The organism is Kitasatospora sp. NPDC127111 (genome assembly GCF_042677465.1).
In the GTDB taxonomy this organism is placed as follows: Bacteria; Actinomycetota; Actinomycetes; order Streptomycetales; family Streptomycetaceae; genus Kitasatospora.
This window is the reverse complement of the sequence record NZ_JBHXTG010000126.1, coordinates 1-14,677: the sequence shown is the minus strand read 5'-3', so window position 1 is coordinate 14,677 and position 14,677 is coordinate 1. Positions and strand designations below refer to the sequence as shown.

General features: G+C 73.8%; 8 protein-coding genes. 3 read left to right on the top strand and 5 right to left on the bottom strand.

Annotation, left to right across the window (positions count from 1 at the left end):
- On the bottom strand, window positions 1-311 hold a 311-nt coding region (locus tag ACFVHB_RS38760; RefSeq protein ID WP_380332372.1), incomplete at its 3' end, for a carboxyl transferase domain-containing protein.
- Between the two features lie 28 nt (window positions 312-339).
- Window positions 340-1,404, bottom strand: a complete 1,065-nt coding sequence (locus ACFVHB_RS38755) for a polyprenyl synthetase family protein (protein WP_380332369.1) — start codon at window positions 1,402-1,404, stop codon at window positions 340-342.
- 240 nt (window positions 1,405-1,644) lie between these two features.
- Between ACFVHB_RS38755 and ACFVHB_RS38750 the strand changes: the two genes are divergently transcribed.
- The 3 genes from ACFVHB_RS38750 (at window position 1,645) to ACFVHB_RS38740 (ending at window position 4,990) form a co-directional block, all read left to right on the top strand.
- Window positions 1,645-2,352, top strand: a complete 708-nt coding sequence (locus ACFVHB_RS38750) for a hypothetical protein (RefSeq protein ID WP_380332366.1) — start codon at window positions 1,645-1,647, stop codon at window positions 2,350-2,352.
- 122 nt (window positions 2,353-2,474) lie between these two features.
- Complete coding sequence (locus ACFVHB_RS38745) at window positions 2,475-3,035, top strand: hypothetical protein (protein WP_380332363.1); 561 nt, start codon at window positions 2,475-2,477, stop codon at window positions 3,033-3,035.
- Complete coding sequence (locus tag ACFVHB_RS38740; protein WP_380332360.1) at window positions 3,032-4,990, top strand: ABC1 kinase family protein; 1,959 nt, start codon at window positions 3,032-3,034, stop codon at window positions 4,988-4,990. The genes ACFVHB_RS38745 and ACFVHB_RS38740 overlap by 4 nt, the downstream gene beginning before the upstream one ends.
- Window positions 4,991-5,061: 71 nt before the next feature.
- Here the strand turns inward: ACFVHB_RS38740 and ACFVHB_RS38735 are convergent, their stop codons facing one another.
- From ACFVHB_RS38735 to ACFVHB_RS38725, 3 genes are all read right to left on the bottom strand, one after another.
- Entirely contained in the window at window positions 5,062-5,856 is a 795-nt protein-coding gene (locus ACFVHB_RS38735; protein ID WP_380332357.1) for an ABC transporter permease, read from the bottom strand.
- Window positions 5,853-6,857 carry an ATP-binding cassette domain-containing protein gene (locus ACFVHB_RS38730; protein ID WP_380332354.1) on the bottom strand — a complete coding sequence of 335 codons (1,005 nt, stop codon included), beginning with the start codon at window positions 6,855-6,857 and terminating at the stop codon, window positions 5,853-5,855. Before ACFVHB_RS38730 ends, ACFVHB_RS38735 begins: the two co-directional genes overlap by 4 nt.
- Window positions 6,858-6,890: 33 nt before the next feature.
- A partial coding sequence (locus ACFVHB_RS38725; RefSeq protein WP_380332351.1) for an amino acid adenylation domain-containing protein occupies window positions 6,891-14,677 on the bottom strand: 7,787 nt, incomplete at its 5' end.

The window sequence follows — 14,677 nt, the reverse complement described above, 5'->3', positions numbered from 1 at the left end:
GCCTCGCCGAGTGCGCCGCCGAAGATCCGGAAGTCGTGGGCGTAGGTGAAGACCGTGCGGCCGTGGACGGTGCCCCAGCCGACGATGACGCCGTCCGTGTGCGGTTTTTTGGCCTCCAGGCCGAAGCCGGTGGCGCGGTGCCGGCGCAGCGGCTCGACCTCGTGGAACGAGCCCTCGTCGAGGAGCAGCTCGATGCGCTCACGGGCGGTCAGCTTGCCCTTGGCGTGCTGCGCCTCGGTGGCGGCGGCGAGGCCGTGGTGGACGTCCTGGCGGATCCGGCCGAGTTCGGCGACCCGTGCGGCCATGGTCATGGGGCGGCTCCTGGCGGGTTCGGCCGGCTCAGCCGGCGCGGAGGGCGACGTGGTCGCAGAGGGCGGACAGGGCGCGGCGGGCCGGGAGGGCGGGCAGCGCGTCCAGGGCGGCCCGGGCGCGGTCGAGGCGGCGGTGCATCACGGCCTCGGCCTCGGCGAGCGCGCCGGAGCGCTCGAAGAGCTCCAGCGCCCGGGCGGCGTCGGCGGCGGACACGGCGCCGCCGGTGAGCAGCGCGCGCAGTTCGGCGTCGGCCGGGTCGGCGCCCTCGCGGGCGAGCAGGACGGGCAGGCTCTGGACGCCGGCCAGCAGGTCCCGGCCGCGTTCCTTGCCGGTGGATCCGGCGGGCGCGCGCAGGTCCAGCAGGTCGTCGGCGACCTGGAAGGCGATGCCGAGCTGCTCGCCGTACTCGGTGAGCGCGGCCGCGGCCGGGGCCGGGGCGCCGGCCTGGACGGCGCCGATGCCCAGGGACATGGCGAGCAGGGCGGCGGTCTTGCCGGCCGCCACCCGGAAGTAGTGGGTGACCGGGTCCACGCCGGGGCCGGGGCCGGTGAGTTCGCGCAGCTGGCCGGAGACCAGGCGGCCGGCGGCCTGGGCGTTCAGGTGGACGGCGGCGGAGCCGAGGTCGGCGGCGAGCTGGGCGGCCCGGGCGAGCAGCCAGTCCCCGCCGAGGACGGCCGCGCGCTCGCCCCAGCGGGCGTGCAGGCTGGGCCGGCCGCGCCGGGTGTCGGCTCCGTCCATCACGTCGTCGTGGCAGAGCGAGGCGAGGTGGACCAGCTCGGCGATGGCGGCGGCCTGGGTGACGCCGGGCGTCCCCGGGTCGCCGAACTCGGCGCCGAGCAGGACGAGCAGCGGGCGCAGGCGCTTGCCGCCGGCCTCGGCGAGGTGTCCGGTGATGGCGGTGACCCGCGGGTCCGGGGTGTCGTCCGCGCCGGGAAGGAGCCATTGTTCGGCCTCGGCGAGCGCCGCGCGGATCCGGTCCTCGAATTCGGGTTCGGCCAGGGCGAGCCGGTCCAGCAACAAGGCGGACGGAAGTCGTGGCGGGAGATCCGGCCCGCCGGAATTCCGGGTGTCGTACATTTGTCCGGCCCCCATGCGGAAACCCCCTCTGCGGCCCGGCCGCTACGGATTCCAGGTGTCTGTTCGAGCTTTCGACAGCTTCCGGCGGGCACGGACGGTCGTTCAACCGCGCTGACATGAAGGTGCCACTAGGGCGACGCGCCGCCGTTCGGCCAGAGATGTGTCAGCTTCCTGCCAAGATTCCCGCGGGCCGGCCGGCCCGGAAAGGCCGCCGCTTACGCTCCCAGGCGAAGCCCACCAGGAAGGCATGGGACATTGCGCAATCGCATCGCACTCGCCGCCGCACTCGCCGCCGGCACCCTCGCGCTGACGGCCGCTCCGGCCACCGCCGCCGACGCGGTCGTCGCGGACGCCACCGCCGGCCCCGGGGCGGGGAGGTCCTGCGGCGGGCTCCGGCTCACCGGCGCCCTGCCCGCGCCGCCCGCCGGGACGGCCGTGCAACAGCGGGTCAGCATCGGCGCGGACTGCAGGCCGGTGTTCGGCGAGGTCACCCTCGTCCCGGCCGAGGGCGCCCCGGCCGCGAAGGGCGTCGCGGCCGCCGCGGCCGCCGCGGCGGCCGCCCCGACGACACGGCAGTTCACGAGCTGGAACGAGATGTTCGACTGCTGCAACATCCGGATGACCGGCCTGTACACCACCTCGTCCTGGACCGGCGACGGCACCCGGATCACCACCGCGGACACCACCGCCACCCAGCAGTGGAACCGCGAGCCGTGGAACGCCGGCTGGTCGCTGAAGTCCGCGACGAAGAACTCCGACTGCACCGCCGACTGCGCCGCCTCGCACAACGAGGCCCACGCCGAATTCACCTACAAGGGAATTTTCGACGTCACCGGCGCGTGGTACGCCAATACCCATCATTCGTACGTCGACCTCGCCGCGGACGGCACCGCCACCTGCCGGTTCGACGTGGAATTGCGGCACACCTTCATCGGCTGGAACTGGCAGCGCGGCTGCCGGTGAACAGCCTGTTCGCGATGGCCGGATTTGTGGCAGCAAGCTGACAACGGGACCGGAAATACCCAGGTCAGGTTCCTAGCATGGACAGTCGGCCATGCACCTGACGATCAGATGGGCAGTGTCCTATGACCACCGAAGCCAGCCGTCTCCTGGCCCCCGACACCCTGCCGGACACGCCCCCGCCGCCACGCTGGGCGGTCTGGGTCGCGCACGCCGTGCCGCTGATCGCACTGCCGTCGACCCTGTGGCGGCTCGCCATGACCGTCGGCGTGCCGGTCGGGTACAGCGAGGCCGTCCTGCGCAGCGACTACGGCCTGCCCGGCACGGGCTACCTCGTCCTTCCGGCCATCTCGCTGCTCCAGGAGGGCGCGGCCCTGATGACCCTCGGGCTGGTCCGCCCCTGGGGCGAGGTGGTGCCGCGCTGGATCCCGCTGATCGGCGGCCGGCCGGTCCGGACCTGGGCGGCGGTCACCGCCGCACTGCTCGGGGCGGCGTTCATGACCGCGCTCACGGTCAGCCAGGCGATCGTCTGGGACAGCGTCGACGGCGGCAACCTGCGGGGCACCCACCGCGCCGTGATGGGCTGGCTCTACATGCCGCTGCTGCTCTGGGGGCCGCTGCTCACCGTGGTGGCACTGAACTACGCCGCGCGCCGGCGCCGGACCCCGGGCAGCCGACGGGCATGAACGCCGCCGCCCTCGTCCTGCTGGCGGCGCTCTCGCTGACCGTCTTCGTCACCGGCCTCGCCTCCGGCGCCCGCCGGCTGCTCGGCGTCCGGCTCGGCAAGGGGCGCGCCGTCGCCACCGGCCTGGTCGGGCTGGCCGCGGCGACCCTGGTCAGTTACCCGCTGCGCCACGTGCAGCCAGTCGCCCTGCTGACCCTGGAGATCGGGGTCTCCCTGGTGGCCGCCATGCTCTTCCTGGCGGCCACCGAGGTCCTGGTGCCCTCCGGCGTGATGCGCGGGCTGGTGCGGTTCCCCGGCTCACTGCGCCGGCAGGTCGCCCGGACCCGCCGCTACGGGCGGCTCAGCCGGATATTCGTCCGGCACGGCCTGGGCCGCTTCCTCAGCGGCCGGACCCGCCGCGGGCCCAACGCGGCCGCCGAACGCGCCGTCCTGGCGGCCTCGTTGCGACTGGCGCTGGAGGAGGCCGGGGTCACCTTCGTCAAACTGGGCCAGGTGATGTCCACCCGGCACGACCTGCTGCCGCCCGAGTTCACCACCGAACTCGGCATGCTCCAGGACCAGGCCTCGCCCGAGCCCTGGGACGCCGTCGAGCAGGTGCTCCGCGAGGAGCTGGGCGCCGCGCCGGACGAGGTGTTCGCCGAGTTCGACCGCAAGCCGTTCGCGGCCGGCTCCATCGCCCAGGTCCACCGCGCCCGGCTGCCCGGCGGCGAACAGGTCGCGGTGAAGGTGCAGCGCCCCGGCGCCCGCGAGATCGTCGTCGACGACCTGGACATCCTCTACCGCTTCGCCGAGCGGCTGGAACAGCACACCGAGTGGGGGCGCAGCGTCGGCGCCGTCACCCTCGCCCAGGGCTTCGCGGTCTCGGTGCACGAGGAGCTGGACTTCCGGATCGAGGCCCGCAACACGCTCTCGGTGGCCGCCGCGATCGCCGAGGCCGGCGGGAACTCCGTGATCCGGGTGCCCGAGGTGCACGAGGACCTCACCGCCAAGCGGGTGCTGGTCACCGAGTGGATGTCCGGCATCCCGCTGCACAGCGCCCCCAAGGTGCTGGACGAACGCGGACTGGACCGGCACGCGCTGGCCGGCGCGATGCTGGAGTGCCTGCTCGGGCAGATCATGACCAGCGGCGTCTTCCACGCCGACCCGCACCCGGGCAACCTGCTGCTGCTCGACGACGGCACGCTCGGCATGCTCGACTTCGGCTCGGTGGGGCGGATCGACCGCTCGCTGCGCGCCACCCTGCGCGGCATGGTGCTGGCCCTGCACCGCGGCGACCCCGGGGGCCTGTGCGACGCGCTGCTGGAGATGGTGGTGCACCCCGAACACATCGACGAACGCCAACTCGAACGCGCCGTCGGCCAGTTCCTCGCCCGCCACTTCGCGCCCGGCACCAAGCCCGACCGGGAGATGTTCGCCGACCTGTTCGCGATCGTCTCCCGGCACGGCATCAACGTGCCGCCGGAGATCGCGGCCGTGTTCCGCGCCCTGGCCACCATGGAGGGCTCGCTGGACCGCCTGGTGCCCGGCTTCGACATCGTCACCGAGGCCCGCTCCTTCGCCGTCAGCCAGCACCTGCGCAAGCTCAAGCCGGAGACGCTCGGCCGCACCGTGGCCGAGGAACTGCTCGGACTGGTCCCGATGCTGCGCCGGCTGCCGCGCCGGATCGAGCGGATCGGCTCCGCCGTGGAGGGCGGGCAACTCACCGTCGGCGTACGGATGTTCTCCGACCCGGAGGACCGGCGGTTCCTGCGCTCGCTGGTCCACGAGATCCTGCTCGCCTTCCTCGGCGGCGTGATCGGCCTGGTCGGGGTGCAACTGCTGCGCACCGAGGGCGGCCCCATGCTCAGCCAGGGCCTCGGGCTGTTCGAACTCTTCGGCTACAACCTGCTGGTGGTCAGCTCCGTGCTGGTGCTGCGCGTGCTGTTCCTGATGATCGGCCCCGGCCACAGACGCTGAACACCACCCGACGACGAGGCCCCGCTCCCGGCTCGCGGAAGCAGGGCCTCGGTCGTTCCCGGGCGGACCGGTCAGCGCTTGGCGGCGGCGCGCTGGTAGGCGCGGCCGGCGAGCGGGACGACGACGGCGAGGAGGGCGGCCAGGACGATCACGGCGGCGAGGACCGGGTGCTCGGAGGGGAAGGCGCCGCTGGACTCGCCGCGTTCGTTGCCGAAGAGGTCGCGGGCGGCGGAGACGACGGCGCTGACCGGGTTCCACTCGACGACCACCCGCATCCAGCCGGGCAGGCCCTGCGGCGGGACGAAGGCGTTGGACAGGAAGGCGAGCGGCATCATCACGACGCCGGCGACGGCGCTCACCGCCTCCGGACTGCGCAGGGAGAGGCCGACCAGGGCGCCCACCCAGGACATCACGAAGCCCATCAGGAGCAGCAGGCCGAACCCGGCCAGGGTCTGGAGGACGCCGTTGTGCGCCCGCCAGCCGATCAGGTAGCCGACCAGGGCCATGATCGCGGACGTCCAGGAGACCAGGACGAGGTCGGCGGCGGTGCGGCCGAGCAGGACGGAGGAACGGGAGATGGGGAGCGCGCGGAAGCGGTCCACCAGGCCGTTGTTGAGGTCCTCGACCACGCCGACCGCGGTGGTGGTGAGGTTGGCCAGCATCACCTGGGCGAAGATGCCGGCCATGATGTATTCCTTGTAGCCGCCCTGGCCCGGGACCTGCATCGCGCTGCCGAAGAGGTAGCCGAAGACCAGGACGAAGGCCACCGGCATGACGGTGATCCCGAGCAACTGTTCCGGCATCCGCCGGATGTGCCGCATCTGGCGGCCGGCGAGGGCGACCGTGTCGCTGAACACCTCGGTCATGCTGCCTGCATCTCCTTGGGCTGCGCCGGGTCCCCGGCGGGGGTCGGGTCCGGGGCGGGCGCGGAGCCCGGCTGCCCGGTGAGGGCGAGGAAGACGTCGTCGAGCGAGGACCGGCGGACGGCGAAGTCCTGCGGCTCGATGCCGAGCCGCTCCAGCCCGAGGGCGGCGGAGGCGATGGTGCTCACCCCGCCGCCCATCGGCACCGACACCGTGCGGGCGTCCTGGTCGACGGTCGGCTCGCCGGAGGACAGCTCGGCCAGCACCCGGGTGGCGGCGGCCAGGTCGGCGGCGGTGGCCACCGTGACCTCCAGGCGCTCGCCGCCGACCTTGCGCTTCAGCTCGTCGGGGGTGCCGTCGGCGATGACCAGGCCCTTGTCGATCACCACGATCGAGTCGGCGAGCTGGTCCGCCTCCTCCAGGTACTGGGTGGTGAGCAGGACGGTGACGCCGTTGTGCACCTGCTCCTTGATCATCTCCCAGAGCGCGAGCCGGCTGGTGAGGTCCAGGCCCGTGGTCGGCTCGTCCAGGAAGAGCACCGGCGGCGCGGCGACCAGGCTCGCGGCGAGGTCGAGCCGGCGGCGCATGCCGCCGGAGTACGTCTTCGCCATCCGGCCGGCCGCGGCCGTCAGGTCGAACTTCTCCAGCAGCTCGTCGGCCCGGGCCCGGGCGCCGCGCCGGCCGAGCCGCAGCAGCCTGCCGATCAGCTGGAGGTTCTCCCGCCCGGTGAGCCGCTCGTCCACGGCCGCGTACTGGCCGGTGAGGCCGACGTTCGCGCGGATCCGCTTCTGCTGGGTGGCCAGGTCGAAGCCGGCGACGGTGGCGCGGCCCTCGTCCGGGGTCAGCAGGGTGGTGAGGATGCGGACGGTGGTGGTCTTGCCGGCGCCGTTGGGGCCCAGCACGCCGAGGATGGAGCCGGCCGGCACCTCCAGGTCGATGCCGTTGAGCGCCTGGTGGTCGCCGTACCGCTTGCGGAGGCCCTCCGCCGAGATTGCCGTTTCCATGACGGCCACTCCTTACGTGTCTGCGATGGGTGGTCAGTTGACGGGGGCCAGGAGGCCGGTGAGGCGGGCGAGGAGGACCCGCCCGATCTCGGCCGCCGGGTCCGGCTGGAGCAGGTGCCCGTGGTGCGCGTGCACCGGGTGGGTGGTGACGGTGCCGGTCAGGTGCGGCTGCCAGGCGGCCGCCGACCGCTCGGCCTTGGCGGCGGGGTCGTCGGTGTCGACGGTCGAGACGAACAGCAGCAGGTCGCCGTCGAACCGGCGCGGCCGGTAGGCGCCGCTGAGCACGTGGTTGTTGACGCCGACCTTCACGAAGGCGGCGATGTGCCGCTCCTCAAGGCTGCCGAGCGCGCTGTCCCGGGCCCGGATCAGCTCCATCGCCCGCCCGTGGTCGAGCGGTTGGGCGCGCAGCTCGGCCAGGTCGTAGCCGACGAAGTCCAGCAGCGTCTCCAGGACGTCCCGCTCGGTGGGCACGGTGTACCCCTCCTCCTCGGTCCAGGCCTCGTCGAACGGGGTCTGGTCGAGGTTGGCGAGCAGTGCGACCCGCTCACCGGCCTCGGCCAGCCGGACGGCGACCTCGTGCGCGACGATCCCGCCGAAGGACCAGCCGACCAGGTGGTACGGGCCGGCGGGCTGCACCGACCGGATCTGCTCGACGTAGTCGGCCGCCATCTCCTCGACACTGCGGGCGATCCGCTCGTCCGTCCCGTCCAGCCCGCGGGCCTGGAGGCCGTAGACCGGGTACTCGGCGCCGATGTGCTTCAGCAGCGAGGAGTACGGCCAGCTGAGGCCGCCGGCGCCGTGGACGCAGAACAGCGGGTGCCGGTCGCCGCCGGTTCGCAGCGGGAGCAGCACCTCGAAGCCGTCACCCCCCTGTCCGCTGCCGAGCTTCTCGCTGAGCCGGGCGACGGTCGGGGTCTCGAAGACGCTCCGGTTGCCGATCTTCACACCGAGGACGGAGCGGATCCGGCTGACGAGCTGGATCGAGGTGATGCTGTCGCCGCCCAGCTCGAAGAAGCTGTCGTCGATGCCCACCCGGTCGACCTTCAGCACCTCGGCGAACAGGCCGCAGAGGACCTCCTCCTGCGCCGAGCGCGGACCGCGGCCGGCGCTGGCGCCGGCCTCCGCGGCGGGGGCGGGGAGCTGCTTGCGGTCGAGCTTGCCGTTGACGGTGAGCGGGAGGGCGTCCAGGGCGACGAAGGCGGACGGGACCATGTAGTCCGGGAGGGCCGCGCCGAGGTGGGCGCGCAGCGCCTCGGCGTCGAGGACGGCGCCGGCGGCGGGGACGACGTAGCCGACCAGGCGCTTGGTGCCCGGCTGGTCCTCGCGGACGACCACCGCCGACCGTGCCACGTGCGGGTGGCGGGCCAGGACGGTTTCGATCTCGCCGAGTTCGATGCGGAAGCCGCGGATCTTGACCTGGTCGTCGGAGCGGCCGAGGTATTCGAGGTCGCCGGTGGGGGTCCAGCGGGCGAGGTCGCCGGTGCGGTACATGCGCGCGCCGGCGGGGCCGTGGGGGTCGGCGGTGAAGCGTTCGGCGGTGAGGGCGGGGCGGTGGAGGTAGCCGCGGGCGAGGCCGGCACCCGCGAGGTAGAGCTCTCCCGTGACACCGGGGGCGACGGGTTGGAGAGAGGTGTCGAGGACGTAGGTGCGGGTGTTGGGGATGGGGGTGCCGATGGGCGGTACGCCGGTGCCTGCGCTCAACGGTGTCGAGAGGGTGGCGGCGACGGTGGATTCGGTGGGTCCGTAGGCGTTGATCATGCGGCGGCCGGGGGCCCAGCGGTCGACGAGTTCGGCGGAGGTGGCGTCGCCGCCGACGATCAGGGTGCGGAAGTGCGGGAATGCGCCGTTCGGGACGCTGGCCAGGGCGGCGGGTGGGATGAGGGCGTGGGTGACCTGTGCGGTTTCCAGGACGTCGGCGAGGACGTCGCCGGCGAGCGGTCCGGCGGGCGGGACGACGAGGGCGGCGCCGGCGGCGAAGGTCATGACGAGTTCGAGGACGGAGGCGTCGAAGCTGGGTGAGGCGAACTGGAGGACGCGGCTGTCGGGGGTGACGTGGAAGCGTTCGATCTCGGCGGTGGCGAAGCTCGCCAGGCCGGTGTGGCTGACGACGACGCCCTTGGGGCGGCCGGTGGAGCCGGAGGTGTAGATGACGTAGGCCGGGCTCGCCGGGGCGACGTTCACCGTCGGTCGGGTGGTGGATTCGGTGTCGAGGTGGGGGAGTTCGCGGAGCACCAGGGTGGGTGCGGCGTCCTCCAGCATGTAGGTGATGCGCTCGGTGGGGTAGTCGGGGTCGACGGGCAGGTAGGCGGCGCCGGTCTTGAGTACGGCGAGTTGGGCGATGACGATGTCGACCGAGCGGGGCAGGACGAGGGCGATGATCTGTTCCGGTCCGGCGCCTTGGCGGGTGAGCCAGTGGGCGAGTCGGTTGGCGCGTTCCTCGACCTCGGCGTAGGTGAGCGTGAGCGGGCCGCTGACCAGGGCGGGTGCGTGCGGGGTGGTGTCGGCGGCGGCTTCGAAGAGGCCGTGGAAGGTGGCCGGGGCCACCTCGCGCGGGTTGCCGGACCACTTGCCGAGCAGCGCGTGCTCCTCGGCGGTGAGGACGTCGATGCTCCCGACCCGGATGTCCGGGTCGGCCGCGACGGCTTCCAGCACGGTGACCAGGCGGGCGCCGAGTGCTTCGGCGGTGCTGCGGTCGAACAGGTCGGTCGCGTACTCGACGCTGCCGGCCAGCCCGTCCGCCGACTCCGCCAGCTGGAAGGTGAGGTCGAACTTCGCCGAGTCGAGCGCGAGTTCGTACGGCGCGACCTGGAGCCCGGTCAGGCCGAGCGTCGCCTCCCCGGTGTTCTGGAAGGCCAGCATGACCTGGAACAGTGGGTGCCGGGCCATCGACCGCTCGGGGTTGAGGATCTCCACCAGGCGCTCGAACGGCACGTCCTGGTTGGCGTACGCGGCGAGGTCCGTCTCCCGGACCCGGCCCAGCAGTTCGCGGAAGCCGGGGTCGCCGGACAGGTCGGTGCGCAGCACGAGCGTGTTGACGAAGAAGCCGACCAGCTCGTCCAGCGACTCGTCCGTACGGCCGGCCGTCACGCTGCCGACCGGGATGTCCGAGCCGCCGCCGAGGCGGTGCAACAGGGTGGCCAGCGCGGCCTGGACGACCATGAACAGGCTGCTGCCCGTGGTCCGGGAGAGCGCGAGCAGCCGCTCGTGGGTGGCGGCCGGCACGTGGAAGGGGACGGTGTCGCCGCGGTAGCTCATCCGGGCCGGGCGGGGCCGGTCGGTCGGCAGGGCCAGCTCCTCCGGGAGGCCGGCCAGGGCCGTGCGCCAGTACTCGACCTGGCGGTTGAGCTCGCTCGCCGGGTCGTGCTCCTCGCCGAGCACCTCGGCCTGCCAGAGCGTGTAGTCGGCGTACTGGACCGGCAGCGGGGTGAACTCCGGTGCGTGGCCGTCGAGTCGGGCCGCGTAGGCGGTGGACAGGTCGCGGGCGAGCGGGGCCATCGACCAGCCGTCCGCCGCGATGTGGTGCACGACCACCAGCAGCACGGACTCCTCGCCGGTGACCGTGAACAGCGCTGCCCGGACCGGCAGGTCGACGGCCAGGTCGAACCCGCGCGCGGCCTCGGCGGCCACCGCCTCGGCGGTGTAGGGGGCCACCAGGAGCCCCGGTCGGGCCGACTCGGGCGGCAGGACGAGCTGCCGCGGCCGGCCGTCGGCGTCCGGGAACACCGTCCGCAGGCTCTCGTGCCGGGCGGTGACGTCGCCGAGCGCGGCCGCCAGCGCCGCCGGGTCGACCGGGCCGGTGAGCCGGACCGCCAGCGGCAGGTTGTACGTGGCGCTGGGCCCCTCGAAGCGGTCGAGGAACCAGAGCCGGCGCTGGGCGGGGGAGAGCGGGACGGCCTCGGGGCGCGGGCGGGCGGTGAGCGCCGGGCGGCCGGTCGCGGCCCCGCCGAGGCGTTCGGCGAGCCCGGCGGGCGTCGGGGCCTCGAACAGCGTCCGGACGGCGAGTTCGGCGCCGAGCCGGGAGCGGACCCGGCCGGTGACCCGGACGGCGAGCAGCGAGTGGCCGCCGAGGTCGAAGAAGCTGTCGTCGATCGAGACCGCGTCGACTCCGAGGACCTCGGCGAAGATCTCGCACAGCGCCTTCTCCTGCGCGGTGCGCGGGGCCCGGCCGTCGGAGCCGGTGCGCGGCGCGGGGGCGGGCAGCGCCCGGTGGTCCAGCTTGCCGTTCACCGTGCGGGGCAGCCGCTCCAGCGGGACGAACGCGGCCGGGACCATGTAGTCGGGCAGCCGCTCGCCCAGGCTGCGGCGCAGCTCGTCGGCGGCGGGCACGGCACGGCCGACGGCGGGGACGGCGTAGGCGACGAGCTCGCGGATGCCCGGGCGGTCCTCGCGGACCACGACGGCGGCGGAGGCGACGTCCGGGTGGGCCTCCAGTGCCGCCGTCACCTCGCCCAGCTCGATCCGGAAGCCGCGGAGCTTGACCTGGTCGTCGGTGCGGCCGAGGCAGTCGATGCGGCCGTCCCTGGTCCACCGGGCGAGGTCGCCGGTGCGGTACATCCGCGAACCGGCGGGGCCGTACGGGTCGGCGGTGAAGCGTTCGGCGGTCAGGCCGGGCCGGCCCAGGTAGCCGCGGGCCAGGCCCGCCCCGGCGAGGTAGAGCTCGCCCGCGACGCCCGGGGCGACCGGGCGTAGCGCGGCGTCCAGGACGTACGCCCGGTAGTTGTCCAGCGGGCGGCCGACCAGGACCCGGCCGGAGTCGGTGATCCGCTGGCCGAGGGCGTCGACGGTGGTCTCGGTGGGGCCGTACAGGTTGTAGGTGGCCAGGCCCTCGATCGCGGCGAGTTCGGCGCGCAGGGACTCGCCGAGCGCCTCGCCGCCCAGGCCCACCAGCAGCGGACGGGTGGCCGCGTCGGCGGTCAGGCCGAGTTCGTGCAGCTGCTGGAAGAGGCCGGGGGTGGTGTCGAAGTGGTCGATGCCGCCGACCTGCCGGACGTACGCCGCCAGGGCGGCGGCGTCGTGCCGGGCCTCGTCGTCGATCAGGTGCAGCTCGTGGCCGGCCAGCAACCACAGCAGCGGGTCGATCGCCGCGTCGAAGGAGAACGAGGCGATCAGGGCGACCTTGAGGCGGCGGCCGGCGGTGGCGGCGAGCTCCGGGGCGTAGAGGCGGCCGAAGTGGTCGTGGAACAGGTTGACGACGCTGCGGTGCTGGACGGTGACGCCCTTGGGGCGGCCGGTGGAGCCGGAGGTGTAGATGACGTACGCGGCGTTGTCGGGCCGCGGGGCGCCGCACCGCTCCTCGTCGGTCAGGTTCTCGCCCGAGTGGGCGGGGTGGCCCTCCGGCGCCCACAGCTCGGCGAGGTCGGCGAGTTCCGCGACCGGCCGGGCGTCCTCGGTCATGTGGGCGATCCGGTCGGCCGGGTACGCGTGGTCGATCGGCAGGTACACCGCGCCCGCCTTCATCACGGCGAGCAGCGCCACGACGTGTTCGGCGGAGCGCGGCAGTCGGACGGCGACCACCTGTTCGGGACGGACCCCGTCGGCGATCAGCCGGCGGGCCAGCCGGTTGGCCCAGCTGTTGAGCGCCGCGTAGCTGAGCCGGACGTCCCGGAAGACCAGGGCGGTGGCGTCGGGGGTGCGGGCGACCTGCGCCTCGAACAGGCCGGGCAGGGTGCCGGTGGGGTGGTCGCGGGCGGTGTCGTTCCACTCGACGAGCACCCGGTGGCGCTCCTCCGCGGTCAGCACGTCCACCGTGGACAGCGGGCGGTCCGGGGCGGCGACCAGGTCGGTGACCAGCCGGACCAGGCGGTCGGCGAGCTCCTGGGCGGTGGCGCGGTCGAACAGGTCGGTGGCGAACTCGATGCCGCCCTCGATGCCGTCGGGCTCTCCGTCCGCGGTGAACCGCTCGGCGAGGACGACGGACAGGTCGAAGTTGGACGTCCGCAGGCCGACCGGCTGCGCGGTGGCGTGCACACCCGGCAGGTCGAGCGTGGCCTCGGCGTTGTTCTGGAAGGACAGCATCACCTGGAACAGCGGGTGCCGGGCCAGCGAGCGGCTCGGGTTGAGCACCTCGACCAGCTGCTCGAACGGCACGTCCTGGTGGGCGTACGCGGCGAGGTCCGCCTCCCGGACGCGCTCGACCAGCTCGCGGAAGGTCGGGTCGCCGGAGAGGTCGGTGCGCAGCACCAGGGTGTTGACGAAGAAGCCGACCAGCTCGTCCAGCGCCTGGTCGGTGCGACCGGCCACCGGCGTGCCGACGGGGATGTCCTCGCCGGCGCCGAGCCGGTGCAACAGGGCGGCGAGCGCGGCCTGCGCGGCCATGAAGACGCTGGCGCGGTGGCGACGGGCGAGTGCGGCCAGGCCCCGGTGAGCAGCAGCCGGGATGCTGAGGGAGACCGTGTCGCCGCGGTAGCTCATCTCGGGCGGGCGCGGGCGGTCGGTCGGAAGGGCGAGATCCTCGGGCAGCGCGGCCAGGGTCGTGCGCCAGTAGTCGAGCTGGCGGGCGAGTTCGCCGCCGGGGGTGTGCTCGTCGCCCAGGACCTCCTGGCGCCAGAGCGTGTAGTCGGCGTACTGGACGGGCAGCGGTTGCCAGTCGGGGGCGGCACCGTCGAGGCGGGCCGTGTAGGCGGTGGAGAGGTCGCGGGCGAGCGGGGCCATCGACCAGCCGTCGGTGGCGATGTGGTGGACGACCAGGAGGAGCACGTACTCGGTGCCGTCGAGTGCGAACAGGCGGGCGCGCAGCGGGATTTCGCGGGTCAGGTCGAAGTCCCGGGCCGCGGTGGCGGCCAGTGCCCCGGGTAGTTCCTCCTCGGTGACGCCGACCACCGGGATGGCCGGCACGGCGTCCGCCGGGTCGAGCACCTGCTGGCGGGGGCGGCCGTCGGTGTCCGGGAAGACCGTCCGCAGGCTCTCGTGCCGGGCCACCACGTCGGCGAGCGCCGCGCGCAGGGCGGGCACGTGCAGTTCACCGGAGATCCGGATCGCCAGCGGCAGGTTGTAGGTGCCACCGGCGTCCTCGAACCGGCCGAGGAACCAGAGCCGGCGCTGGGCGGGGGAGAGCGGGATCTCCGCGGGCCGCGGGCGCGCGGTGAGCGCCTGCCGGGCCCGTCCGGCGGAGCCGACCAGCTCGGCGAGAGCGGCCACGGTCGGCGCCTCGAACAGCGCGCGGACCGGCAGCTCGACGCCCAGCTCGGAGCGGACGCGGCTGATCAGGCGGGTGGCGAGGAGCGAGTGGCCGCCGAGGGCGAAGAAGCTGTCGTCGGCGCTGACGTGGGGGAGTTGGAGGACTTCGGCGAAGAGGGTGGCGAGGAGCTTTTCGCGTTCGGTGGCGGGGGTGCGGCCGGTGGGGCGGTCGGTGAAGTCGGGGGCGGGGAGTTGCTTGCGGTCGAGCTTGCCGTTGGTGTTGAGGGGGAGGGTGTCGAGGGTGACGATGGTGGTGGGGACCATGTAGTCGGGGAGTTCGGTGGCGAGGTGGGCGCGCAGTTCGGCCGGGTCGGGCGCCCGGCCGGCGGCCGGGACGACGTAGCCGACGAGGAGCTTGACGCCGGGTCGGTCCTCGCGGACGACGACGGCGGCGCGGGAGACGTGGGCGTGCCGGGTGAGGACGGTTTCGATCTCGCCGAGTTCGATGCGGTAGCCGCGGACTTTGACTTGGAAGTCGGTGCGGCCGAGGTAGTCGATGGTGCCGTCGGGGGCCCATTGGGCGAGGTCGCCGGTGCGGTACATGCGTGCGCCGGCGGGGCCGTGGGGGTCGGCGGTGAAGCGTTCGGCGGTGAGGGCGGGGCGGTGGAGGTAGCCGCGGGCGAGGCCGGCGCCGGCGAGGTAGA

What these genes read in the sequence shown, in the direction of transcription:
- ACFVHB_RS38740 (WP_380332360.1), top strand. Translation starts at nt 3,032, where the DNA reads ATGAACGCCGCCGCCCTCGTCCTGCTGGCGGCGCTCTCGCTGACCGTC.
- ACFVHB_RS38735 (WP_380332357.1), bottom strand. Translation starts at nt 5,856, where the DNA reads ATGACCGAGGTGTTCAGCGACACGGTCGCCCTCGCCGGCCGCCAGATG.
- ACFVHB_RS38745 (WP_380332363.1), top strand. Translation starts at nt 2,475, where the DNA reads ATGACCACCGAAGCCAGCCGTCTCCTGGCCCCCGACACCCTGCCGGAC.
- ACFVHB_RS38755 (WP_380332369.1), bottom strand. Translation starts at nt 1,404, where the DNA reads ATGGGGGCCGGACAAATGTACGACACCCGGAATTCCGGCGGGCCGGAT.
- ACFVHB_RS38730 (WP_380332354.1), bottom strand. Translation starts at nt 6,857, where the DNA reads ATGGAAACGGCAATCTCGGCGGAGGGCCTCCGCAAGCGGTACGGCGAC.